The organism is Parasphingomonas zepuensis, from assembly GCF_036663735.1.
In the GTDB taxonomy this organism is placed as follows: Bacteria; Pseudomonadota; Alphaproteobacteria; order Sphingomonadales; family Sphingomonadaceae; genus Sphingomonas.
This window is the reverse complement of sequence record NZ_JAXOJO010000003.1, coordinates 204,664-227,981: the sequence shown is the minus strand read 5'-3', so window position 1 is coordinate 227,981 and position 23,318 is coordinate 204,664. Positions and strand designations below refer to the sequence as shown.

At 65.2% G+C, this 23,318-nt stretch carries 22 protein-coding genes; 12 read left to right on the top strand and 10 right to left on the bottom strand.

The features are described from left to right. Window positions 1–7 precede the first annotated feature (7 nt). Window positions 8–877, bottom strand: coding sequence for an N-acyl homoserine lactonase family protein (locus tag U1769_RS12270; RefSeq protein WP_332716221.1), 870 nt, complete (start codon window positions 875–877; stop codon window positions 8–10). Between the two features lie 139 nt (window positions 878–1,016). Between U1769_RS12270 and U1769_RS12265 the strand changes: the two genes are divergently transcribed. The 5 genes from U1769_RS12265 to U1769_RS12245 all read left to right on the top strand — a co-directional run bounded on the left by U1769_RS12265 (window position 1,017) and on the right by U1769_RS12245 (window position 6,827). After that, on the top strand, window positions 1,017–2,675 hold the full coding sequence (locus tag U1769_RS12265) for a carboxylesterase/lipase family protein (RefSeq protein ID WP_332716218.1): 1,659 nt from the start codon (window positions 1,017–1,019) through the stop codon (window positions 2,673–2,675). Between the two features lie 75 nt (window positions 2,676–2,750). Next, complete coding sequence (locus U1769_RS12260) at window positions 2,751–4,622, top strand: bifunctional sugar phosphate isomerase/epimerase/4-hydroxyphenylpyruvate dioxygenase family protein (RefSeq protein ID WP_332716215.1); 1,872 nt, start codon at window positions 2,751–2,753, stop codon at window positions 4,620–4,622. 18 nt (window positions 4,623–4,640) lie between these two features. Continuing rightward, a complete protein-coding gene (locus tag U1769_RS12255) occupies window positions 4,641–5,285 on the top strand; it encodes a TetR/AcrR family transcriptional regulator (RefSeq protein WP_332716212.1) in 645 nt (214 codons plus the stop codon). Between the two features lie 238 nt (window positions 5,286–5,523). Next, window positions 5,524–6,537 (top strand): alpha/beta hydrolase fold domain-containing protein, encoded by a 1,014-nt coding sequence (locus U1769_RS12250; RefSeq protein ID WP_332716209.1) that lies wholly within the window; start codon window positions 5,524–5,526, stop codon window positions 6,535–6,537. After that, on the top strand, window positions 6,534–6,827 hold the full coding sequence (locus U1769_RS12245) for a c-type cytochrome (protein WP_332716206.1): 294 nt from the start codon (window positions 6,534–6,536) through the stop codon (window positions 6,825–6,827). Before U1769_RS12250 ends, U1769_RS12245 begins: the two co-directional genes overlap by 4 nt. Before the next feature lie 34 nt (window positions 6,828–6,861). Here U1769_RS12245 and U1769_RS12240 read toward each other — a convergent pair whose 3' ends face one another. Together U1769_RS12240 and U1769_RS12235 are read right to left on the bottom strand one after the other, a co-directional pair. Beyond that, window positions 6,862–7,785 (bottom strand): ThuA domain-containing protein, encoded by a 924-nt coding sequence (locus tag U1769_RS12240; RefSeq protein WP_332716203.1) that lies wholly within the window; start codon window positions 7,783–7,785, stop codon window positions 6,862–6,864. After that, complete coding sequence (locus U1769_RS12235) at window positions 7,782–9,716, bottom strand: pyrroloquinoline quinone-dependent dehydrogenase (RefSeq protein ID WP_332716200.1); 1,935 nt, start codon at window positions 9,714–9,716, stop codon at window positions 7,782–7,784. Before U1769_RS12235 ends, U1769_RS12240 begins: the two co-directional genes overlap by 4 nt. A gap of 147 nt (window positions 9,717–9,863) precedes the next feature. Here U1769_RS12235 and U1769_RS12230 point away from each other — a divergent pair, with 147 nt between their 5' ends. From U1769_RS12230 to U1769_RS25635, 5 genes are all read left to right on the top strand, one after another. After that, complete coding sequence (locus U1769_RS12230; RefSeq protein ID WP_332717553.1) at window positions 9,864–10,304, top strand: type II 3-dehydroquinate dehydratase; 441 nt, start codon at window positions 9,864–9,866, stop codon at window positions 10,302–10,304. Then, entirely contained in the window at window positions 10,301–11,587 is a 1,287-nt protein-coding gene (locus tag U1769_RS12225; RefSeq protein WP_332716197.1) for an MFS transporter, read from the top strand. The genes U1769_RS12230 and U1769_RS12225 overlap by 4 nt, the downstream gene beginning before the upstream one ends. A gap of 94 nt (window positions 11,588–11,681) precedes the next feature. Beyond that, window positions 11,682–14,612, top strand: coding sequence for a TonB-dependent receptor domain-containing protein (locus U1769_RS12220; protein WP_332716194.1), 2,931 nt, complete (start codon window positions 11,682–11,684; stop codon window positions 14,610–14,612). Between the two features lie 97 nt (window positions 14,613–14,709). After that, the gene (locus tag U1769_RS12215; RefSeq protein ID WP_332716191.1) at window positions 14,710–15,609 is read left to right on the top strand and encodes a shikimate dehydrogenase; all 900 of its coding nucleotides are present in this window, start codon (window positions 14,710–14,712) and stop codon (window positions 15,607–15,609) included. 27 nt (window positions 15,610–15,636) lie between these two features. After that, window positions 15,637–15,780 carry a VOC family protein gene (locus tag U1769_RS25635; RefSeq protein WP_443030361.1) on the top strand — a complete coding sequence of 48 codons (144 nt, stop codon included), beginning with the start codon at window positions 15,637–15,639 and terminating at the stop codon, window positions 15,778–15,780. A 211-nt stretch (window positions 15,781–15,991) separates the two neighbouring features. Here U1769_RS25635 and U1769_RS12210 read toward each other — a convergent pair whose 3' ends face one another. The 5 genes from U1769_RS12210 to U1769_RS12190 form a co-directional block, all read right to left on the bottom strand. Continuing rightward, on the bottom strand, window positions 15,992–17,140 hold the full coding sequence (locus tag U1769_RS12210; protein ID WP_332716188.1) for a copper resistance protein B: 1,149 nt from the start codon (window positions 17,138–17,140) through the stop codon (window positions 15,992–15,994). Beyond that, window positions 17,137–18,969 (bottom strand): copper resistance system multicopper oxidase, encoded by a 1,833-nt coding sequence (locus U1769_RS12205; RefSeq protein ID WP_332716185.1) that lies wholly within the window; start codon window positions 18,967–18,969, stop codon window positions 17,137–17,139. The genes U1769_RS12210 and U1769_RS12205 overlap by 4 nt, the downstream gene beginning before the upstream one ends. Before the next feature lie 74 nt (window positions 18,970–19,043). Then, complete coding sequence (locus tag U1769_RS12200) at window positions 19,044–19,613, bottom strand: RNA polymerase sigma factor (RefSeq protein WP_332716182.1); 570 nt, start codon at window positions 19,611–19,613, stop codon at window positions 19,044–19,046. Further along, the gene (locus U1769_RS12195; RefSeq protein ID WP_332716179.1) at window positions 19,610–20,044 is read right to left on the bottom strand and encodes a periplasmic heavy metal sensor; all 435 of its coding nucleotides are present in this window, start codon (window positions 20,042–20,044) and stop codon (window positions 19,610–19,612) included. Before U1769_RS12195 ends, U1769_RS12200 begins: the two co-directional genes overlap by 4 nt. Then, window positions 20,041–20,313, bottom strand: coding sequence for a hypothetical protein (locus tag U1769_RS12190; protein WP_332716176.1), 273 nt, complete (start codon window positions 20,311–20,313; stop codon window positions 20,041–20,043). Before U1769_RS12190 ends, U1769_RS12195 begins: the two co-directional genes overlap by 4 nt. 138 nt (window positions 20,314–20,451) lie before the next feature. Between U1769_RS12190 and copC the strand changes: the two genes are divergently transcribed. After that, window positions 20,452–20,826 carry a copper homeostasis periplasmic binding protein CopC gene (copC, locus tag U1769_RS12185; RefSeq protein WP_332716173.1) on the top strand — a complete coding sequence of 125 codons (375 nt, stop codon included), beginning with the start codon at window positions 20,452–20,454 and terminating at the stop codon, window positions 20,824–20,826. 212 nt (window positions 20,827–21,038) lie between these two features. Continuing rightward, window positions 21,039–21,905 carry a histidine utilization transcriptional repressor HutC gene (gene hutC, locus U1769_RS12180; RefSeq protein ID WP_332716170.1) on the top strand — a complete coding sequence of 289 codons (867 nt, stop codon included), beginning with the start codon at window positions 21,039–21,041 and terminating at the stop codon, window positions 21,903–21,905. Here the strand turns inward: hutC and U1769_RS12175 are convergent. Together U1769_RS12175 and U1769_RS12170 are read right to left on the bottom strand one after the other, a co-directional pair. Then, window positions 21,902–22,660 (bottom strand): PepSY domain-containing protein, encoded by a 759-nt coding sequence (locus U1769_RS12175; protein WP_332716167.1) that lies wholly within the window; start codon window positions 22,658–22,660, stop codon window positions 21,902–21,904. The two genes, hutC and U1769_RS12175, sit on opposite strands and share 4 nt — an antisense overlap. Further along, window positions 22,609–23,316 carry a PepSY domain-containing protein gene (locus U1769_RS12170; RefSeq protein ID WP_332716164.1) on the bottom strand — a complete coding sequence of 236 codons (708 nt, stop codon included), beginning with the start codon at window positions 23,314–23,316 and terminating at the stop codon, window positions 22,609–22,611. The genes U1769_RS12175 and U1769_RS12170 overlap by 52 nt, the downstream gene beginning before the upstream one ends. Window positions 23,317–23,318: the final 2 nt, after the last annotated feature.

The following is a 23,318-nucleotide window of genomic DNA, read 5'->3' as shown; positions in this document are numbered from 1 at the left end:
TAATCTGTTAGCGGGCTGGCTGCGGAAAGGCTGGTAGGATTCCGATATCCCGCGGTTCGTGGCCCATAATGATACGGGCATGTAGCACCCCAGCGATCCGGTTTACCCGATCCATCGATGCCAAAGTATCCGCGCGATTGGTATTGATCTTGGGCACTCCATTGACGGCCTTCTGCTCCGTGAAATGCCAGAGATCGCCAGTCAGGATCACCGGCCCGCGCGCGAGCCGCACCAGCAGGGAATGATGGCCGGGCGTATGGCCCGGCGTCGCGAGCATCATCACCCGGCCATCGCCGAAGACGTCGCGGTCCCCGCTCACTTCGTCGACCCCGCCGCCGCCCGTCGTCCAGGGAGCGAACTCGTCGCGGGACAGGTTGAACGCCGTCGCGTCGCCGCGCACGACAGCGATATCCTCGGCGCCGATCAGCAAGGTCGCGGCCGGGAAGCTCGCCGCCTGGCCGCTGTGATCGGAATGGTAATGGCTGAGGCCGACCATCGCGATCTGAGCCGGGCCAAGGCCAAGCTCGCCAAGCTGATCGACGATCGAACGGGCGAGCCGCGCCCGCCCACCGCCGACACTGGTCCGGCCGGCGCCCAACCGGGACAGCGGCAGGCCTGCGTCCCAGAGCAGATACCGGTCGCCATCGCGGATCAGGTAGCAACTGACCGAGACTGTCTTCGCTTTGCCCGAAAAGGCGAAGCTGTCCGACAGGAAATCGAGATCGGGCACCTCGACCGAACCGCAATCGAGCCGCCATAGCTGGAGCGGCGGCGGCTCCACGGGCTTTGCGCCTAGGCCGGCCGGCGTGAGGCAGAGGCTCGCCAGCGTCAGGAAATGCAAGGCGAAGCGCAGCAATCCCGGTCGATCGGTTGCCATGTCAGATCCCCATTTCATCGTTGTTCGGCTTCGTTGGAATGCGAACATGCCGGTTGCAAAGTCACGTTTCTCAGGTATGTAACGAACTAGTACATATAAATAAAGCAGGCGCTCAACGCGCCCTTTGGGAGATGGATGGATGATCAGGCCGATGCACAAATTGGTGGGCATTTTGCTGGGCGCGACCGCGCTGATGGGGGCCGCGGCGGCCGATCGTTCGATGACCCCGATCGCGGGCGATCCCGTCGCCACCGCCACTGGCCGTATCGCCGGCACGCAGCTCGATTCGGGCGTACGCGCCTATCTCGGCATCCCTTTCGCCGCGCCCCCGGTCGGGCCGCTGCGCTGGGCGCCGCCACGGCCTTCGGCCTGGAAAGGCGTGTGGAATGCCGATCGCAAGGGGCCGGAATGCATTCAGGTGCTGCGCCCGCACGACATCAACCATTATTTCGGCGAGGAGCCTTCCTCGGAAGATTGCCTCTACCTCAATCTCTGGACCCCGGCGCAGGCGACGCCGGCGTCGAAGCTGCCGGTGATCGTCTTCCTCTATGGCGGCGGCTTCACCATCGGATCGTCCGGCATGGCCAATTATGACGGCGATGCGGTGGCGAAGGCCGGCGCCGTGTTCATCAACTTCAACTACCGCGTCGGCGCGTTCGGCTTCCTCGCGCATCCCGAACTGAGCAGCGAGCAGGGCGGGCATTCCGGCAATTACGGCATCATGGACCAGGCCGCGGCGCTGCGCTGGATCCGCGAGAACGTCGCCCGGTTCGGCGGCGATCCCGGCAAGGTGTTGATCATGGGCCAGTCGGCCGGGGCCGGATCGGTCATCGCGCAGATCTTCAGCCCGCAGGCCAAAGGCCTGTTCCGCGCGGCGGTGATGTCGAGCGGCTGCAATTTCCGCGGCGATGGCCAGCCGCTTGCCGAGGCCGAGAAGGTCGGGGTCCAGCTGCAGGAGCGGCTGAAGGCCGCAAATCTCGATGCGCTGCGCCAGATCCCGGCGGATCGGATCCTCGCGACCCAGTCGGAGAATCAGCTCGGCGTGCGCGTCGAGGGCGTGCGGGTCGGCGGGCCGATCCTGGATGGCTATGTGCTGCCTGCGCCCAAGGCGCAGATGCTGGCGGCCGGCAGCTTCAACAAGGTGCCGATCATCGCCAGCTACAACGCGAATGATCTGAGTTTCGGCCTAGAGCCGATCCTTGCCGCGAAGACGGTGGCCGAGTTCCAGGCCGGCGCGCGCAAGCTCTACGGCACCGACGCGGATGCCTTCCTGAAATTCTATCCGGTGAAGAGCGATGCCGATGTGTCGCGCGTCGCCCGGATCGCCGCGACCGAAGCAGGTCTCGAATCCAGTGCCCGCTTCTGTGCGAAGGCTCAGGCCGCGGCGAGTCAGGCGACCTTCATCGACGAATATAGCCGCGTGCACCCCTACGTGCCGGGGGTGCGCATCGCCGATCAGGATATCGCGACGGTCGGCGCCTATCACACCGCCGACATTCCCTACTGGTTCGGCACGCAGGACAAGTACAACTGGCAGCGCCCGACGCGGAACTGGACGGCGTGGGACCGGACCCTGTCGCAGCAGATGATGGGGGCGCTGATCGCCTTTGCCGCGACTGGCAGCCCGACCACGCCGGCCATGCCCTGGCCGGCCTGGAAGCCGGGCGACGAGCGCAAGCTGGTGTTCGGCGATCAGGTGACCTCAGTGAAGCTCGATCCGAAGCGGCTCGACTGGTTCGCGGCGCATCCCGTCGCCACCCAGCCGGCACCGCCGCGCTCCGGCGGGCCGCGCGATTGAGGCGGGGCGGCGCTCTCGACTTCGTGGGCGCCGCTCGTTAGGTAACTGGTTCGTACATAACCGAAGGCAGCTCTCTTGCTCACCTCGATAGCCACGGTCTCGATCAGCAGTACGCTCGAAGACAAATTGCGCGCGGTGGCGGATGCCGGGTTCGACGGCGTCGAGATCTTCGAGAACGACCTGCTTGCCGCGAGCTCCAGCCCGGGCGACATCGGGCGGATGATGCAGGATCTTGGGCTGGCCTGCACCCTGTTCCAGCCGTTTCGCGATTTCGAGGGCATGCCCTCCGAGCTTCGCGCCCGCACCTTCGACCGGGCCGAGCGCAAGTTCGATCTGATGCACGAACTGGGCACCGATCTGATCCTGGTCTGCTCTAACTGTTCGCCCGCGTCGCTGCCCGATCGCGACCGCATCCTCGACGATTTCGCCGAGCTGGCCGGGCGGGCCGAAGCACGGGGGTTGCGGATCGGATACGAGGCGCTCGCCTGGGGCCGGCATGTCAACGATCACCGCGATTCCTGGAGCATCGTGCGCGACGTCGACCATCCGGCGCTCGGGCTGATCCTCGACAGCTTCCACTCGCTGGCGCGGCGCATCCCCTCTTCGAGCATCGGGGACATCGATCCGGCCAAGCTGTTCATCGTGCAGGTCGCCGACGCGCCGTTCGTCGAGATGGATTATCTGTCCTGGGCGCGGCACCTGCGCAACATGCCGGGGCAGGGCGACTTCCCGCTGGGCGAATATGCCGCCGAGCTGATGCGGATCGGCTATGACGGCTATTGGTCGCTCGAGATCTTCAACGACCGGTTTCGTTCCGGCTCGGCGCATGTCGTGGCGCTTGACGGCTATCGCTCGCTGATCGCGCTCGAGGACGAAGTCGGCCGGCGGCCGCGCACGCCTTCGGGCCCGACCATGCCGCCGCGGACGTCGCCGACCCGGGTGAGCTTCATCGAGTTTGCTGCGGACGACAAGGAAGCGGAACTGCTTCGCAGCACGCTCTCCGCGCTCGGCTTTGCGTGCGTCGGCAGGCATCGCCGCAAGGCAGTGGAGCGCTGGCGGCAGGGCGGGATCAACATCGTCATCAACCGCGAGCAGGAGGGGTTCGCGCACAGCTTCGACATGGTGCACGGCGCCTCTGTCTGCGCGATCGGGCTGAGCGTGCCCGACGTGCCGGCGGCGCTCGCCCGCGCCGAAGCCCTGTCGATCCCGCGGTTCGAGCAATCGGTCGGCCCGGGCGAGATGCAGATCCCGTCAGTGCGCGGCGTCGGCGGGAGCCTGATCTATTTCGTCGACCAGGGCAGCGAGGAACGGGTGTGGGCGACCGAATTCGTGCCGGTGGATGCGTCCGATGCTGATCGGGGAATCGGGCTGCAGGCGATCGACCATATCGCCCAGACGACCTTCTACGAGGAGTTCCTGAGCTGGATCCTCTATTACGTCACCTTGTTCGACGTGACCAAGACGGTGCAGTTGCAGATCCCCGATCCGCTCGGCCTCGTGCAGAGCCAGGCAGTCGAATCGCGCGACAAGTCGCTGCGGATCACGCTCAACAGCTCGATCGCGCAGCAGACTTTGTCCTCGCGCTTCCTTTCCAAATATATGGGCGCGGGCGTTCAGCACATCGCCTTTTCCTGCGCCGACATATTCGCGGCGGCCGAACAGTCGCGCGGAAACGGGCTGGAGATGCTGGAGATCTCCCGCAATTATTATGACGATCTCGAAGCGCGGTTCGGGCTTGACCCGGCGCTGATCGAGCGCATGGCGGCGCTCGGCATCCTCTACGACCGCGACGGCGAAGCGGAATATTTCCAGTTCTACAGCCGGGCCTTCGAAAAGCGCGTCTTCTTTGAAATCGTCGAGCGGCGCGGCTATGGAGGCTATGGCGCGGCCAACGCCGGTATCCGCCTGGCGGCACAATCCCGCTTCAAGGCCGAGGTCGCATATTGATTTACCAGCGGGGGCCGCGTGACCGTTCAGCAATCCAAGGCAAGCATCCGGGCCGCCCTCGCGGAGAATACCCGCGCCAACATCATCGACGTCGCGACGCGGGAGTTTTCCGACAAGGGCTTTGCCGGCGCGCGGATCGACGAGATCGCCGAGAAGACCAATTCCTCCAAGCGGATGATCTATTATTATTTCGGCGGGAAGGAGGGCCTGTACCAGGCAGTCCTGGAGCAGGCCTATGGCGGAATCCGCGAGCGCGAGGAGGCGCGTAATTTCGACGCGATGGCGGCCGAGGATGCGCTGCGCGAAATGGTCGTCCACACCTTCGATTATCACATGGGACACCCCGATTTCGTGCGGCTGGTGATGAACGAGAACATCCTGCACGGCGCGCATATCGCGGGCGTCGAGGGCATCAAGAATCGCAACCGCAGCGTGGTCACCGCGATGAAGCGGATGCTCGACCGGGGGGTGGAGGAAGGCGTGTTCCGCGAAGGGATCGATCCGCTCGACCTGCACATGACGATCAGCGCCCTGTGCTTCTACAATGTCTCCAACCGGTACACGCTGCGGGCGATCTTCGGGATCGACACCTCGGTCGCCAAGACGCGCTCGAAGCGCCGCGAGCAGGTGGTCGAGACCATCCTGGCCTATGTGAAACGCTAGGACCAGCGCGGCGACCGGTGCCGCTTTTTACCGTGCCGACGATGAGAATGAAACGGGGCTTCCCGCCACGATCTGCCGAATAGACCGGTCTTCGGCTGCATTGAATCGAGCCCGCCGTCAGGAATGTCATGCAGGTCGCTGACATTTTTTCGCAGGCCGCCGACGCGGTGCCTTATCCTTGCAGCCCCTCCTGCTCGCGGTTATGTACTAAATAGTTAGATAAAAGATGGAGGGGTGGATGATCGGCTGGATCGGGCGGGTGAGGAGCGGGTGCATGGGCCTTGCGCTGGCGGTTTCGGTCAGTGCCGGGCCGGGCGCGGCGGCGACGGGACAGCGGGTTTTCCCGACGCTGGACCGTCCGCCCTCGGCCGATCCCTATCCGGACCGGATCACGCAGTTTCCGGGCGGCGTGACCAGTATGGCTGATGTCGTCTATTCGGTCGTCCCCGGCTATCGGCCGATGATTCTCGACTTGTACCTGCCGCCCAAGGGCAAGACCTCGGCACCAAAACCGCTCGTGATCTATGTCCATGGCGGCGGCTGGGTCGGCGGACATACCCGCGCAGCGGGTGCGCTCGCCGATTTTCCGAAAGCGCTCGCCGCGCTGTCAGCCGAGGGTTTCGTCGTCGCGTCAGTCGAATACCGGCTGTCGGGCGAGGCGCGCTTTCCCGCGCAGCTTGACGACATGCGCGCCGCGATCCGCTTCCTGAAGGGCAAGGCGGGGACCTATGGCATCGACCCCGCGCGCGTCGCGATCTGGGGCGGATCGGCCGGCGGGCATCTCGCGGCGCTTGCCGCCCTGTCTTGCGGCGCGCCGGGCTTCGACGCCAAGCCACAGCCGGCGGGATCGGAATGCGTCCAGGCCGCGGCGATCTGGTACGGCGTATTCGATTTCGCGCCCATCGTGGCGCGGGCCGAAGGATCGCCCACCGCGCTGATCGGCTGTGCCGATGCGGCATCCTGTCCCGTCGACCGGATCAGGGCGGTCAGCCCGCTGACCTATCTCGATGCCGGCGATCCGCCGTTCCTGCTCATCCATGGAGAGGACGACCGGACCGTATCCGTCACCCAATCAAAGGAGGCCCTTGCGAAGATGAGGGCGGCCGGCGTCAAGGTCGATGCGATCCTGCTGCCGGGCATCGACCACAGCTTCATCGGCAAGACTCCAGAGGAGACACGCACCGCGACGCTGCGTGCGGTCAATACTACCTTCGATTTCTTCCACGCCCAGCTCGATCGGCCGGGCCGATGATATTGCGGCGGTCTTCGATACCGTTCGTCTGTGCCGCGGTGGTCCTGATCACCACCGCTGCGGTCGCCGCGACGGACGCCAGGCTGCCCGAGGGGCCAGGCCAGGCACAGGTCAGCAAGGCGTGCGCCGGGTGCCATGATCTCGGTGTGGTCACCGGCCAGCATTACGACGCGGAGAAATGGGGCCAGGTGGTCGACACGATGGTCGACCGCGGCGCCGAGGTCAGCGACGCGGACTATGCGCCGGTGGTGGCGTATCTGGCGAAGAATTTCGGGCCGGAAAAGAAGTAGCGGCGCTCGATCCACCTTTCCCGGAAAGAGACCTCTATCGCCTGGCGGGAATGGGATGCGGTCGTGGCTGCTCCGTGCCGATGCCGAGCGCCCATTTGATCCCCTCGAGATACATGGTCCGCACGCGTGGATCGTCCCAGCTGGCGTCGGTGTGGCCGAGGCCGGAATAGAAGACGCGGCCTTTTCCGTAGGATTTGATCCAGGCGATCGGGAAATCCTTGTCGGTGCGGTGGAGATTGGGGTTGGCCATGTCGAGGCTCGACGGATCGAGCCGTGCCAGCACGTCGAGCTTGTCGCGTGCATAGGGCGTCGCGGTCATGACATAATGTTCGTCCCGCACGCTCATGCCGGTCCTGAACGCCTTCATTGCCGGGAAGCCCGGGCGTTCGACGATGATCTTCGCGTTGGCGATCATCCAGGGATGGTTGTCGAAATAGGCGCCGACCATCTCGCCATAGGCCGGCCAGCTATAGCCGGTGGCGGTGGCCGTATGGACGCCGATGAAGCCCTTGCCGTCCTTCGCGATGAAATCGAGCAGGTCCTGTTTCTGCTGCGGCGACATGCTGGTCTCGCCATTGGTGTAGAACAGCACCGCGTCGTAATAATCGAGATTGCGGCCGCGCGACTGTTTCCTGCCGCCCTTGGCATAGTCGCCCTTGCCCCAGACCTCACCCTTGGTGATCAGATCGGTGTCAGTGCGGATGAAGGTGACATAGGCGCCGGACTGGCGGCCGATCTGCTCGATCACCGCGGCAGCGTGCGACAGCGCCGTATGAGCGGTCTGGTTGCCGGTCGAGATGTCGGCGATGACGAGCAGGCGTTTCCTGCCGGCATAGACGTCCTCGTAACCCGGCGGCGGGCGGCGTTCCGCCGGGGGCTGCGCGACCTGAGCGGGGGAGGCAGCGCCGGTCAGGCCGATCGCGACCAGCAGCAGGGCAGTGCGAAGGCGCATCTTCATTGGGCGGCTCCCTGAGTTGGAAGGGCGAAGGCAGTGATCGCATCGTCGGTAAGCGGGCTGTCGAGGAAGCTGCCGCCGGTCGCGGTTACCGCGACGAACTGGCGACCGCCGGCCAGATAGCTGACCGGCGTGGCGTGCGCGGCGGCATCGAGCCTGGCGACCCACAATTCCCTGCCGGTCGCGGAATCGAAGGCGCGGAAGCGGGCATCGTCGCTCGCACCGATGAAGACCAGGCCGGACGCAGTGGCGATGGCGCCGCCGATATTGGGCCGGCCGGTACGCTGCTTGTCCGCGGGCAGGCTGTCAGTGATGCCGAGCGGCACCTGCCAGGCGATCCTGCCGGTGCGGGTATCGACTGCGCTGAGCCGTCCCCAGGGCGTCTTCTGGCACATCATCTTCGGATCGCTCTGCTGGAAGCGGGCGCTGAGCGCGCCGCGCTCATAGGGCAGCGGGCCGGTCGAAGGGACGAGCGAGGTGACCTGGCCCAGATCGCTGGTGTTGGTGAAGAGCAGGCCCGAGCGCGGATCATAGGCGCTGCCGCTCCAGTTGCCGCCGCCCTGCAGGCCGGGGAAGCTGATCGTCGGCTGGTTCAGGCGCACTGGCACGTACAAGCCGCCGAGGACCATCCTGTTGCCGGTGATCCAGCTCTCGCACCAGTTCTTCAGCTCGGGCGTGACATCGGCGACGTCCGCCATGGTAAAGCTGGTGCGGGCGAGCGGGGGCGTCGCGGTCGGGATCGGTTGCGTGGGTGAGGCGGCTTCGCCGGGCACGTCGCTGGCGGGGAACGGAATTTCCTTGACCGGGAGGACCGGCTTGCCGGTCACGCGGTTAAGGATGAAGAGCAAGCCGTTCTTCGAGGTGATCGCGACTGCGGGCACCGCCTTGCCGCCGACCCTGGCATCGAACAGCAGGGGCGGGGCCTGAAGATCATTGTCCCAGATATCGTGATGCACGACCTGGAAATGCCAGAGATATCGCCCAGTCTTCGCATCGGCCGCAACCAGCGAGGTGCCATAGAGATTGTCGCCCTTGCGATCGCCGCCATAGCGATCGAAGGCGGGCGCGCCGAACGGCATATAGACGATGCCGCGTGCCTCATCGACGGTGAGGAAGCCCCAGGCATTCACGCCGGATCGGCCCTCCGCGCTGCCGGGCGCCCAGCTCTCATAGCCCCGCTCGCCCCTGCGCGGCACTGAATGGAAGGTCCAGACCAGCCTGCCGCTGCGCGCATCCCAGGCGCGGACATCGCCCGCGGCGCCGATCGCGGGGAATTCCTGGACGGCGGAGCCAGTGATGACGAGGTCGCGATAGACGATCGGCGGTGAACTCATGCCGTAGAAGCGCGCATTGCCCGAGCCGATGATCTCCGGGGTCTTCATCTCGACCGCGCCATTGGTGCCGAAACCGGCCGACGGCTTGCCCGTGGCCGCGTCCAGCGCCAGCAGCCGTCCGTCGCGCGTGCCGAAGAACAGGCGCGCCGGCGTCGCCGCGTCGCCCGGCCAATATTCGAGGCCGCGGATCGAGGGCTGGCCGCGGTCGAGCGGGGCGACCCAGATCTCCCTGCCGGTCGCTGGATCGAGCGCGACGATTCGGCCGTAAGGCGTGGTGAGGTACATCCGCCCCTCGATGACCAGCGGCGTGACCTGCGATCCCGCGAAGCGCGACCGCTGCGCCCGGGGCGGGCCGACGGCCTCCGCCGCGCGCTGGGCTGCCTCGGCGGCCTCGGGAGTCGATGCGGGATCGGCCGGGGGCTTCATATGATAGACCCAGGCGGGCGCGAGGTCCTTCACATTGGCCGGCGTGATCTGAGTCAGTGGCGAGAAGCGCTGGCCGCCCTTGTCATGGCCATAAGTGCGCCAGTCGCCGTCGGTTGCGGCGACGGCAGCCGACGAAAGCAACGAACACAGCAGCGCCGCGGCACAGACCCTCATCACCCAACCCCTTCATCCTGCGCCTGGCGCTTATATATGAACTGGTTCGTACATTTCACTTTTCAACGCAAGGGCGTTTCGGTATCGGGGATGAAATCGATGCCGCCAGACGGACATCGGCAAGCCGGGAGAGAGTGATTGGCGAGCGTGATCCATGTCCTGAACGGACCGAATCTCAACCTGTTGGGGGAGCGCGAGCCACACATCTACGGCCATGACACACTGGCCGATGTCGAAGCGATGTGCCGCGCCGAGGCGGCGGAGGCCGGGCTCGACCTCGTTTTTCGCCAGACCAATGCCGAGCACGAGATGGTCGAATTGATTCAGGCGGCGCGCAAGGGATCGGCGGGCATCGTGATCAACCCGGCGGCCTTCACCTATGCCGCCTATCCGGTGCTCGACGCGCTGAAGCTGTGCGACTGCCCGATCGTCGAAGTGCATATCAGCAACATCCATCGCCGCGAGGCGGAGTGGCGGTCGAAATCGATCATGACTCAGGTCGTGACGGGGATCATCTCCGGGCTGGGGGTGAATGGCTATCCGCTGGCGATCCGGCACGTCGCCTGGTTGCGGAGCCGCGGCCAGTGACCGCCGCGACCGGGGCACGGCGCGCGACCCGCGTTCGCGTGGGCGTGTTAGTGCTCATCACCATCGCCACCGCGATCAACTATCTCGATCGCTCGGCGATGGGCGTGGCCAAGCCCGAACTAGTCAAGGACCTGCATATCACGCCCGAAGTGATGGGCCTGATTTTCTCGGCCTTTTCCTGGACCTATGCCTTTGCCCAGATCCCGGGCGGCATCGTGCTCGACAAGCTCGGCACGCGGATCACCTATGCCTTTTCGCTTGGCCTGTGGTCGCTGGCGACGCTGGTCCACGGTTTCATGACGAGCGTCGCGGGGCTGATCACCGCGCGCATGGCGCTCGGCCTGGCCGAGGCGCCGTGCTTTCCGGCCAACAGCCGCATCCTGAGCACCTGGTTCCCCCAGTCGGAACGGGCGCGGGCGACCGGCGTCTATACCGTCGGCGAATATATCGGGCTTGGGCTGCTTATCCCGGTGCTGGCCTGGATCGTCGCGATGTGGGGCTGGCGCTCGCTGTTCTTCATCGTCGGCGGCCTGGGCATCGTCTTCGCGCTGGTGTGGTACCGGCTGTACCGCGATCCCGAGCACAGCAGCCGGGTCAATCAGGCTGAGCTCGACCTGATCGAGGCCGGCGGCGGGCTGGCCGCCGCCGGCGCCGCCATCCCCTTCACCTGGCGCAATGTCGGCAAGCTGATGCGCAAGCGCCAGATTCTGGGCGCGTCGATCGGCCAGTTCTGCAGCAACTCCACCCTGGTCTTCTTCCTGACCTGGTTCCCGAGCTACCTCGCCGAGGAGCGGGGCATGGATTTCATCAAGACCGGCTTTGCGGTGTCGCTGCCCTATATCGCCGCCTCGGTCGGCGTGATGCTGGGCGGAGTCGTGTCGGACTGGCTGATCCGCCGCACAGGATCGCCGAGCATCGGGCGCAAGCTGCCGATCGTGACCGGACTGCTGCTGTGCGCGACGATGGTCGCGGCCAATTTCGTCGACAGCAACGCGCTGGTCATCGTCATCATGTCAGTCGCTTTTTTCGGCCAGGGCATGGCGGGGCTGGGCTGGACCTTGCTCTCGGATGTCGCGCCGAAACCGATGATCGGGCTGACCGGCGGGCTGTTCAATCTCTGCGCCAATCTTGCCGGAATCGTCACGCCGCTGGTGGTCGGCTTCGTCGTCGGCGGGACCGGCAGCTTCTACGGCGCGCTGGTCTATATCGGCGCGCTCGGGGTGGTCGGCGCGGCCGCCTATATCTTCATCCTGGGCCCGGTGGAGCGCGTGGCGATCGACTGATCCGGCGCCCGGCTGGTTTGACATGTACCAGTTCGTTCATTAAGTAACGAAACAGTTAGTGTAAAAAGCACGACATATAAGAGGGGATATTGCCATGAAATCCGCACGACTCGCGTTGAGCGTTTCCGCCATTCCGTTGTTGCTGCTGGCGATGGCGCCAGCGGCCCATGGCCAGGCAGTGCCCGCGACTCCGTCGCCCGCCGAGGCCACCCAGGCCGACGACAATGGCGAGCGTATCGAAGACATCATCGTCACCGGATCGAGCCTGCGCGGCGTCGCACCGGTCGGCTCCAATCTCGTCACGGTCGGCCGCGAGCAGATCGAGGATATCGCGCCGCAGACGGTGCAGCAGCTGCTCAAGACGGTTCCCTCAGTCGTCGGGTCGCAGAGCGCCGGGCAGGGCGCCTATGGCAGCTTCGACGGCGCCGGCACCAACGCCCCGACGATCCACGGCCTGGGCGCTTCGGCGTCGAACAGCACGCTCGTGTTGATCAACGGACACCGCTTCCCGCTGACCGGGCTCAACCACGCGCTGGGCGATCCGAACATCATCGCGCCGCTGGCGGTCGAGCGAGTCGAGGTGCTCGCTGACGGTGCGTCCTCGGTCTATGGCTCGGATGCGGTCGCCGGCGTCATCAACTTCATCACCCGGCGCAGCTATCAGGGCGTCGAGGCCACCGCCCAGATCGGCTTCGCGGACAGCTATCGCACCTATAATGCCGGCATCCTCGCCGGCACCCGCTGGGACAGCGGCTCCGCGCTGATCTCCTACAGCTATTCGGACCGGTCCAACCTGCTGGCGGGCGACCGCGACTTCACCAAGGCGGATCACCGGCCGCAGGGCGGCACCAATTTCGCCGGCTATGGCTGCTCGCCGGCGACGGTCACCGCCAACGGCCTGATCTATTATTCGCCCTATACGAGTGCCGGCCTGCCCAACAACGCGGCGGCGAACGGCGTGTGCGACTTCACCGGCCTGACTGACCTGATCCCGTCCGAGAAGCGCCACAGCGTGATCGCGACGATCCGCCAGGACATCGGCGACAAGTTCACCGGCACGGTGGACGTCGTCTATTCCAACCGCAAAAACCACCAGACCGTCGCCCGCGGATCGGCCAGCGCGACGATCTTCGGTCCGGGCTCCGCCAACGCGGCGCAGATCAACCCGTTCTTCACCTTGCCGGCTGGGGTCGTCGCGACGTCCGAGACGGTCAATTTCGACGCGGACGCGCTGTTCGGGCCAGGCGCCCATATCGATTCGGGCGCCGAGAATTTCTACGTCGCGGCCGATGGCGTCTATCGCCTCACCGACAGCTGGAACCTGAATCTCGGCGCCGTGGTGGGCCGCGATGCGTCGCGCCAGTTCAACTCGGGCCAGCTCAACGCCAGCGCCTATAACCTGGCGGTCAATGGCACGACCAACGGTGGCGGCAATGCCGCCGCGCCCTCCATTCCCGGCTCGACGACGGTCATCCTCAATACCCCGCTGACGACGGCGAACGCGTTCGATCCCTATCTGGTCCCGGGTAACCGTTCATCGGCGGCGACGCTCGCCAAGCTGATCGACAACAACCAGACGCTGGCGACGCGCCAGACGCTGGTGAATATCTACGGCAAGGTCGATGGGGCGTTGTTCGACCTGCCGGGCGGTGCGGTGCGCGTCGCGCTTGGCGGGGAATATACCAAATATCATATCGACCAGGACATCACCCGGCCCAACGCGACCGGCCCCGCCTCGACTGGATCCTCGTCGCTGAACCTGCTCTACGATCGCAACGTGAAATCGGCTTATGTCGAGGTGCTGCTACCGCTGATCGGGCCCGACACGGGTATCCCCGGCGTGCGAAAGCTCGATGTGATCGTCTCCGGCCGCTACGACAAATATAGCGATTTCGGCGAGACCAAGAACCCGAAGATCGCGGCCAATTGGGAAATCATCGAAGGCGTCAAGATCCGCGGCAACTGGGCCGAATCCTTCGTGGCGCCGGCGCTTACCAGCTTCGGCACCAATGCCGTCGGCCTGACCGGCGAGTCCGGCTTTGCCGGCGCCAATGGCGCGTCGGTGCCGGGCGGCCAGTTCACCGTCTCAACCGCGGCCTTCCCCAATGCGATCGGCGTGCCGGGCTGCCCGGCGGGCTCGACCACCTGCACTTTCGGCAGCGGCGTCACCGGTCTGTTGCTCACCGGCGGCAATGCGGACCTGAAGCCACAGACCGGCAAGGCGTTCAGCGTCGGCATCGACCTGACGCCGACCTTCGCGCCCGGCCTCCGGGTCAGCGTGACCTATTGGAACAACAAGCTGCGCGGCGGCATCACCTCGCCGGTGCCTTCGCTCGCGCTGGGGGCGGCTGATCTCTCCTATCTGCTGCAGCTCTACCCGACCGGCGCAACCCCGACGCAGATCGCGGCGGCGACGGCTGGCCTGCCGCAGACCGGCGCGCTCAACGCCAACACCTATTTCATCTACGATTATCGTCAGCGCAACGTGCTCAACCTGGATGTCGCCGGCATCGATGCCAGCGTGAACTATGCGACGAGCACCAGCTTCGGCGATCTCAATTTCGGCGCCAGCGGCACGCTCAAGACCAAGTTCGACCAGTTCTTCGGCGAGAACGGGACCAAGTTCAGCGTGCTGGGCACCGCCGGCTTCAACACGACCTTCCCCTCAGTGAAGTTCGAGGGTCGGGCCAATGTGGGGTGGTCGCTGGAGGGCTTCGGGCTGAACGCCTATCTCAATTATCTCGGCTCCTATCGCAACTGGAGCGGATCCAGCCAGGTGCCGATCACGCGCACGAACGGTTTCCCGACCGGCGGCGGCGCCCGCGTCAAATCGAACACCACGGTCGATCTCAACCTGTCCTACAAGATCAAAGACCTGTTCCTGAAGGAAGCGCAGATCTTCGTCGACGTGACCAACCTGTTCGACCGCGACCCGCCATTTTACAATGTCTCTGCCGGGTACGATAACATCAATGCCAGCCCGATCGGTCGTGTTGTCACGATCGGCCTGCGCACCAAATTCTGACGATGACCAGGGGCCCGCTTCCGTTTGCGAAAGGAGGGAGGGGCCCATCTTGCTGGCCGTTCGGAAAAGCACCACAGACCGTATGGAGCCAGTGATCTTGACGACTGAAGCCCCTCCCTTTGCAGCCCAGCGGCCGACGCTCCTGTCGGGCCTGGTGGGACGCGATATCCTGGCGTCGCGCTCGCCCTGGCTGCACGAGCGCGAGGCGGATGCGCAGGGCATCCGGCTGGTCTATTCGCTTTACGATTTCGCGGCGCGGGGGTGGGAGGAACGCGATCTGCCGCGCCTGCTCGATGCGGCGCAGGTGATCGGTGTGGCCGGGCTGAACGTCACGCATCCTTATAAGCAGGCAGTCATCGCGCATCTCGATGGCCTGTCGGACGGGGCCCGGCGGATCGGCGCCGTCAACACGGTGCATTTCGTCGATGGCAAACGCATCGGTCACAATACCGACGTCACCGGCTTCAGCGAGAGCTTCCGCCATGGCTTGCCAGGTGCCGCGCTCGGTTCGGTCGTCCAGATGGGGGCGGGCGGGGCCGGTTTCGCCACTGCCCATTCGCTGATGGACCTGGGCGTGGAACGGTTGAGCATCTTCGATACCGATGGCGACCGGCGCGACGCGCTGATCGACAAGCTGAGGCGCGACTTTGGCGAAGGGCAGGTCGTCGGCGGCGAAGACCTCGAGAGCGCGCTCGCGCGGGCCGACGGGGTGGTCAACGCAACGCCGGTGGGCATGGTGAAATATCCCGGCACCTCGATCCCGGTCGACTTGCTGCAGCCGCGGCAATGGGTCGCGGACATCGTCTATTTCCCGCTCGAGACTGCACTATTGCGAGAGGCCAGGCGCCGCGGGTGCCGCACGCTGGACGGGAGCGGCATGGTCGTGTTCCAGGCAGCCGCTGCGTTCGACATCTTCACGGGCCTCACCGCGGATCGCGATCGCATGCTGAAGAGCTTCGTCGACTTCGTGAGCACGCCGGCCGTCCAGGCGGCCTGAGGCGATGATCACGCTAGGCATGTCAATATCCGCACCACCCGCCTCGACGAGACCTGCGCCTTTTATGAAAAGATCCTTGGTTTCCGGCGGGTGACCGCGGCGACCAATCCCGATCCGTCGCGCAATCTCTGGCTAGCCGACGCGGCAGGCAATCCGAGCGTTCTTGTTTGAATATAAATCGCCTCAGTCCGGAGTATGGCTTACGATCCGCCGGCCGGGAAAATCCTGACCAAGCCGTGGGGGGCTTGGCTCGACGCGCATCAATTGCGCCCCGGCGCGCTCGCGCGCGTCCCGAAGCCAGCCCGGCAGCGAGGTCGACGGCACGCAACCGGCGCTGAGCGCGCTTCCCGCCGAACGCGACTATGTCGATCTGAACGCGGCATTAGAACCAGGCACGGATGCCGAGCACTACACTCGGCGACGAGGAGTCCTCGCCGGCCGCCCGAGCGAACCGGGCGGTGGTGCCGAGCTTGCGGTCCCACGACACGCCAACATAGGGTGCGAACTCACGCGCGACCTCGTAGCGAAGGCGCAGGCCGAGCTCGATATCGGACAGCCCCGATCCGATGCCGTTCTCGCGCACGTCCTGTGCCGACAGGTTCAGCTCGGCACGCGGCTGGAGGATAAGCCGCTGGGTCAGGCGCTGATCGTAATAGCCCTCGAGACGTGCCAGCACGTCGCCCTTGTCGGACAGAAACAGCGCACCTTCGACCTCGAACCAATAGGGCGCCAGGCCCTCGAACCCGACCGTCGCATAGGTCCGCGATGGCGAGGGTCGAAAGTCGTGCCGCACGCCAGCCTGGACATTGAAATAGGGTCCGACGGCCCGGCTGTAGAGCGCCTGGATCTCTGCATCCTCGATGCCGTTGCCGAAGCTGCCCGACCCTTCGGATTTCACCACGACCCGATCGACGTCGCCGCCGAACCAGCCTTCGCCGTCCCACCGGTAGCCATCGCGGCCGTCGCGCACCTGATATTCGGCGAGGTTGAACATGATCTGAGAGAAGGTGCCGCTGCCGTGTTCCTTGTACAACGCTGCGCGGGATGGCGCCATCGCCGCGCGACCCCACACGCGATCGGCGTAGTTCGGCTCGGTCGCAGCAGGCGCCGGTGCATCCCCTGCGGTCAGCGCGGTGCCCGCCGGGGCCGGTCCAGGCGCGGCAGGTGAGTTCGCAACGGGACTGGGCGTGCAATGCCCCATCGCAGCATGCTCCGGGGGGCAGGCGGGATCGGCGACGAGTGTCTGTGCGGGAGGCGGAGCGGCAGTCGGCTGAGGCGTACAGTGCCCCATCGCAGCATGCTCCGGCGAACAAGCCGAGTCGGCCGCCTGCGAGAGCTTTCGCGGGTTGGGCTGGCGCGCTCCTGGCTTCGGCACGGGCTTTACCGCCGGTCTGGTCGCCGGCTTTGCCTTTGGCGCTTTCGGCGCGGGCATGGTCATGCCGGGCATCGTCGAGTGATCTACCGATTGCGAATGCGCCGGAGCGGCCAGCGCGATCACCGAGGTTGCGGCAACGAGCAGCAGGATCTTCATGCTGCGTCTCCCCCACGTGGGCGGACCGTGACGACCTGCATCATGCCCGCGTGCATGTGATAGAGCATGTGGCAGTGGAACGCCCAGTCGCCGACAGCATCGGTGGTGACGTCGAATGTCACCGTGCCGCCGGGCTGAACCTGCACCGTATGCTTGCGCGGCGCGAAGTCGCCATGGCCGGTGACGAGTTCGAAGAAATGGCCGTGCAGGTGGATCGGGTGGCCCATCATCGTGTCGTTGACCAACGTCACGCGGACGCGCTCGTCCTTAAGGAAAGGGATCGGCGCCTTGACCTCGTTCAGCTTCTCGCCGTCGAACGCCCACATATACCGTTCCATGTTGCCGGTCAGGTGGATCTGCATCGTCCGGTCCGGTGCGCGGACGTCGGGGTTGCGCTCCGTCGCGATCAGGTCGCGGTAGACCAGGACCTTGTGGCCGACGTCGGCAAGGCCCTGACCGGGCTCGCCAGTGCGATCGAGTGGCATGGGTGAGATCGTCTGAACGGTCGGTGTCTTCCTGACGCCAGGCGCATTCGCGAAGTCGCGCATCGCATGATTCATCGCCCCGGCGTTACCCTGGACCGGCGCCGTCGCGGCGGGGGAGCAATGCCCCATCGCTGCATGCTCCGGCGCGCAGGCTGGGTCGTTGAGCGGCGTGGGTGCGGCTGTCACGCCGGCGCCTGGGGCACCGTGATCGGTCGTTGCGTGGCCCATGTCGCCCATGCCCATGTCTTTCATGGTGGCGAGCGGTCGCTTGCGCAGGGGCGGGACCTCGGCCTCCATACCTGCCCGGGGTGCGAGCGTGGCGCGGGCCATGCCGGAGCGATCGACGCTCTCGCCGACCAGCGTGTAGGCGCGATCGTCAACCGGCTCGACGATCAGGTCATAGGTCTCGGCGACCGCGACCTGCAGTTCATCGACGGTTACCGGACGCACATTCAGCCCGTCGGCCTGGACTACCGTCAGTTTCAGGCCCGGGATTCGGACGTTGAACGTCGTCATCGCCGACGCGTTGATGATGCGCAGCCGCACGCGCTCGCCGGGCGTGAACAGGCCGGTCCAGTTGTCGCGCGGGCCATGGCCGTTGACGAGGTAGGTATAGGTTGCGCCGGTGACATCGGCGATATCGGTTGGGTCCATCCGCATCTTGCCCCATGCGCGGCGCTCGCTGGCCGACTGGCCGTCGCCGCGCAGCTGGTCGGCGAGCGTCTGCTTCTGGTAATTGAAATAGCCGCCCTGCAGCTTGAGCTTGCGGAAGATGGCGTGGGGATGCAGCGGGCTGTGATCCGAAAGCACGATCACATGCTCCCGGTTCGACTCGATCGGATCCACGCCAACCGGGTCGATCACGATCGGACCGTAATGGCCCATCGGCTCCTGCAGGCCTGAATGGCTGTGGTACCAATAGGTGCCGGCCTGGCGGATCGGGAATTCGTAGGTGAAGGTCGAATGCGGTTTGATGCCGGGAAAGCTGACACCCGGCACGCCATCCATGTGGAACGGCACGATCAGCCCGTGCCAGTGGATCGAACTGTCCTCGTCGAGCGCATTCTCGACGTGCAGCCGTACCGTCTGTCCCTCGCGCAGGCGGATCAGCGGGGCGGGCACGCTGCCGTTGATTCCGATCGCGTGGTGTTCGCGGCCGTCGATCGTCATCATCTGGTGAGCGATGCGCAAGCTGATGTCGTTGCCCGACACCGTCGGCAGGGTCCGCGATATCCCCGCCGATACCGGCTGCGCCCAGGCAGGAAACCACGATGTGAGTGCCGCCGTGCCACCAAGCGCGGCTCCACCGCGCAACAGGCTGCGGCGATCGATCGATAACGTCATGAGAAATCCTGAAGGAAGAAGGGGGCTTGGTAATAGGAATACGCAACCGGGCAATGCAGCCCTCGCGCAATTCCTCAATCGCTGGATTCGAGGCGCTCCGTCAGCGTCCGACGCGCGCGGTACAGGCGGGTCTCGACCGCCTTCTCACTGATGCCAAGAATCTCGGCGGCCTCGGCCTGGCTCTGCCCCTCGAGCGTGCGCAGGATCAGGACTTCGCGCAAATTCGCCGGAAGCCGGTCGATCGCCTTCGCGACACGCGCGAGTTCCTGCCGGTCGGACGCTGCGATTTCCGGCGAGGGTGCGTCGTCCGGCGTGTCGGCGGCATGCTCGATGGGTAGGATCGCCCAGATCAACCTCCGTACGATGCGTCGGCGCCGCCAATCGCGCGCCTTGTTGATCGCAATCCGCGTCAGCCACGCTCCCATTGGCCGCGCCCTGTCGTAGCGACGCAGCGCAGCGTGGGCGGCTACGAACGCCTCCTGCAGGATGTCGAGCGCCTCGTCTTCGTCGCCGACCAGGCGCACCACGATCCGGTAGATTTGTATTTTGTGTCGACGGACAATCTCCGCGAAGGCCTGCCGGTCGCCCGCCAGGCACAGCTCGACAAGCTCGCCATCCGTCTGCTCGGCTCGCGCAGCGGTCACCGCGCGTCTTCGGTCAGCGCCTTGGTTACAGCGGCGTCGAACTTCGCCGTCTGATCGGGCCGAAGCAGTTTCCGCATTGCAAATATATGGGCCAGCGTCTCCTTCTGCAGCCGGCCCATCGTCTCGTGCGACGCATCGACTGCGGCGGCCACGCGCGGGCCATTGTTCCGCTCACTGTTGATCGCAGCCGCCAGTCGCGCGTTTTCGGCCCGCATTTCGCCTTCGAGCGCGCGTTGGCGCACCGCGAAATCCTGTTCAAGCGCGTGGACCCGGCGCTCCTGCTCGGCATCCAGCGTCAACTGGTCATGCAACAGTGCGTGGAGCTCGGACCCCGCCGGCCCGGCATTCACGAAATGGTGGCCGACGACCACCCCCAATACGGCGGCGACGAAGACGAGAATGACGGTCAGCGCCAGGCGTCGAAAATTCACTGTTCACCAACCAGCAGTGTGGAGGGGGCAAGAGCGCTTGGCACCCCGAGCGGGGACAAGGGCGGTGCGGCGCGCGCGTGACTCGATGGCACGACGTTACTGGCGACGCCGAGCGCCAGCGCCAGGCCAACCGCGACATACGTCGTGCCGGAGCTCAACGCCGTATCCGGTCGCGCCGAAATCGCCGCCACGACACGGTCTTCCAGACCCTCAAGACCATCATCCGCCGTCGCCTCGGCGAGGCGCGAAAGCGTGACGTCGATGTTCATTCCCATGATGTGTCTTCCATCCTCTCCGATCTTTACGCAGCGCTGAGGCAAACCCCTCACGACCCTGTTCGCAAGGGAACAGTTCGCCGCCCGCGTATTAGAAGGCGACATCCATAGGAGTTGGACATGAAGTTGAATATGGTCCTCGCGATCTTGGCCGCCGGCACGGCAATGACGCTGCCCTCTGCCGCGCCCGCCCACCCAAAGTTCGTCGCGGGAAGTCCCGCCGCCAATGTCGCGGCCGCCAAGCCGACATCCGTCAAGCTGACTTTCAGCGAGCGGCTGATACCCAAGCTGTCGGGTGCAACGCTGATCATGACGGGCATGGCAGGGATGACCAATCATCCGGACATGAAGATGCCGGGCATCGCGATCGCGCTATCGGCCGATGGCAGGTCGATCGTACTGACATCATCAACCCCATTGCCGGCTGGCACCTACCGCGTCGATTGGGCCGTGGTGGGCGCGGACGCGCATCGCGTGACCGGGGCGCACAGTTTCGCGGTGAATTGAGACCGTGCCCGGTGCGGCGACGATCGCATCGCCGCTGACGATCGAACTCGACCTCAGGGGCGCGTTTCGGGGCGCCGCCTGGCGATTGCAAGAGGGAAGTGCGGGGCAGGGCCAGTTCGAAACAGCCCGGCGAGGGCACCATTAGGCACTCCTGCTTTTCCTTGGGCGATACGCGCCAGCTCCTGTTCTTGCGGCGCTAAAGCGACACAAAGATGCTGGCTCGGAACGCCTGGCGCTGTAATTTTTCACTTGCGCAAATGCTTGGCGCTTGGCCGGGGTGCTGTATAGACAGCCAAGTGAAGAAGTCAGCTGAGTCCAGCGAGATCGATGCCATCGGTGTCGGGAAGAGAAGCAATCGGTCAACTGCCGACGCCACGCCACGCTATGTCGAAATCAAGCGCTTCATCACCGATGCCCTGCGCGGCGGCGAGCTGAAGCCGGGCGACAGGGTCCCATCCGAAGCAGAACTCGTCGCGCGCTTCGGCGTCTCGCGCATGACGGCAAACCGGGCGCTGCGCGAACTCAGCGACGCCGGTGTGGTGTTTCGCCGCGCAGGGGTCGGATCCTACATCGCCGAGTCGCGACCAATCGGTCAGATGGTCGAGATCCGCAATATCGCTGACGAAGTCCGGTCACGCGGACGCGCATATCGGGCACGGGTGGTCGAGAATGCATCGGTCCGCGCCGATGCCGATGCGGCTGCACTGCTCGAGGTACCGCGCGGCACGAAGCTGTTCCACTCGATTATCGTGCATCACGAGGCTGAGTTCCCGATTCAGATCGAAGAGCGGCACGTCCTGGCGGCCTCCGCACCGGGCTATGGCGCGCTGGATTTTCACACGATCACGCCGAACGAGTATCTGACCCGGGCAGCGCCGCTCGAACGTGTCGAACATAGCGTGCGCGCCGCGATGCCCGACGATGAGACTCGCCTTCTCCTCGGCATGAATATGGGAGAACCAGTGCTGGTGATGACGCGACGCACCTGGAGCCGAGGGAGGATCGTATCCTTTGCGCGGTTGACCCATCCTGCCGACCGCTTCGAGCTGTCCGCCGCGTTCGAGGTTGAGCCCGACTAGCGGCGGCGCAAGCGGAGCCAGCGGAAGTCGGCCTTTCTGAAGCTCTTGAACAGCAGGTAGAAGCCGGTGCCCGACAGCCACAGGATACCGAACGCGACAAAGATGATCAGCGGGTGGTTGAAACTCTTCCGGTTCACATAGTCCATATTGTGGAGCATCCAGAAGAAGTCCCATGTCCGCCACGTATCGCCGCGCGTCACCAAATGTCGGCCGGAAATCGCAGAAACATAGGCGCTGGAGTTCTCCGCGTCGGACAGGTTCACCCGCCACATCGGACCAGAGTGGTCGCGCGATTCCAGATTGGGCTTTTCGAGACGCTCTACGCTCCTGATCGGATCCGAAGACATCATCGCTACGACGGCGAGCGCTGTGGCGCGGTCGATCGCGACGGGTGTCCCGAGCGTCGCGTCGACCAGTCTTGTACCGCCGGCGCCGTTCAGTTCGTAAACCGGCCGGCCTGCGAGATCGCGCAAGGCCAGTCCGGTCAGCGGCCCGCCGCCTGCGGCCCGCACCGGATCAACATATTCCGTGGCCGCAAGGGGGTGAACATGCGCCGTGCCGCTATCGTGCCCGCCGACCTTGTCGGAATCGAGCAGCGCCATCATCGCGCCGCTTAACGTCCACAGGATGAACTGCAGCCCTAGGACCAGTCCCACCCATTTGTGAATGCGGCGGAACAGAAGCGGACTGAGGCGGATCCGGCTCATGTCCTGGCCTTTCTGCGGCGGCGCGGAAACGACCACAACAACAGCCACGCGCCGGTGGTCGCCATCGCTAACGCACTCCAGGTTGCAACACGCAGCAGCGGATTGTTGACGTTGGTCCGTGCGTCATAATCCATGATGTGGAGCATCCACGCGAAGTCGAACGCCCGCCACAACAGATGGCGCTTGGCCAGCACTTCACCGGTGACTGGCGACAGGTACAGCGTCGGCCGATTCCAACCGGCGAACTCGACCTGCCAATAGGGCGGCTTGCGTGACCCCATCTCCTGCGGCCTGGTGGTGAGCAGCCTTGCGGCCACCACATCGCCCGTGCCGGCATAGGCGGCTTTGGCGATGGCGACTGCCTCGCCATAGGCCATCGGCGCTATTGGCGCGCCGGTCGCGGCGTCGAACGCCGCGACCCGTCCACCGAGATCGGCCCGCCACGTCAGGCGACCACGAGACTGCACGAGGCGTATCTCGCTGATACCGGGATTGGACGCGAGAATTCCGGTGGGGGAAACAGCACGCGCCAGATCGAGCGCTGGTGCCGCCACCGGACGGACCAGATGGTCACCGTGGATCGTGTCGATATGCACCACCACCATGTAGAATCCGGTTGAAGTCCATAACACCACCTGCAGTCCGACGACGAGCGCCAGCCATTTATGGGTACGCCTGACGAGGAGCGGCCAGCGGATTTTCACGC

Coding starts and splice junctions, on each gene's coding strand:
- U1769_RS12270 (WP_332716221.1), bottom strand. CDS start 877: ATGGCAACCGATCGACCGGGATTGCTGCGCTTCGCCTTGCATTTCCTG.
- U1769_RS12265 (WP_332716218.1), top strand. CDS start 1,017: ATGATCAGGCCGATGCACAAATTGGTGGGCATTTTGCTGGGCGCGACC.
- U1769_RS12250 (WP_332716209.1), top strand. CDS start 5,524: ATGATCGGCTGGATCGGGCGGGTGAGGAGCGGGTGCATGGGCCTTGCG.
- U1769_RS12245 (WP_332716206.1), top strand. CDS start 6,534: ATGATATTGCGGCGGTCTTCGATACCGTTCGTCTGTGCCGCGGTGGTC.
- U1769_RS12240 (WP_332716203.1), bottom strand. CDS start 7,785: ATGAAGATGCGCCTTCGCACTGCCCTGCTGCTGGTCGCGATCGGCCTG.
- U1769_RS12235 (WP_332716200.1), bottom strand. CDS start 9,716: ATGAGGGTCTGTGCCGCGGCGCTGCTGTGTTCGTTGCTTTCGTCGGCT.
- U1769_RS12220 (WP_332716194.1), top strand. CDS start 11,682: ATGAAATCCGCACGACTCGCGTTGAGCGTTTCCGCCATTCCGTTGTTG.
- U1769_RS12210 (WP_332716188.1), bottom strand. CDS start 17,140: ATGAAGATCCTGCTGCTCGTTGCCGCAACCTCGGTGATCGCGCTGGCC.
- U1769_RS12205 (WP_332716185.1), bottom strand. CDS start 18,969: ATGACGTTATCGATCGATCGCCGCAGCCTGTTGCGCGGTGGAGCCGCG.
- U1769_RS12190 (WP_332716176.1), bottom strand. CDS start 20,313: ATGAACATCGACGTCACGCTTTCGCGCCTCGCCGAGGCGACGGCGGAT.
- copC (WP_332716173.1), top strand. CDS start 20,452: ATGGTCCTCGCGATCTTGGCCGCCGGCACGGCAATGACGCTGCCCTCT.
- hutC (WP_332716170.1), top strand. CDS start 21,039: ATGCTGGCTCGGAACGCCTGGCGCTGTAATTTTTCACTTGCGCAAATG.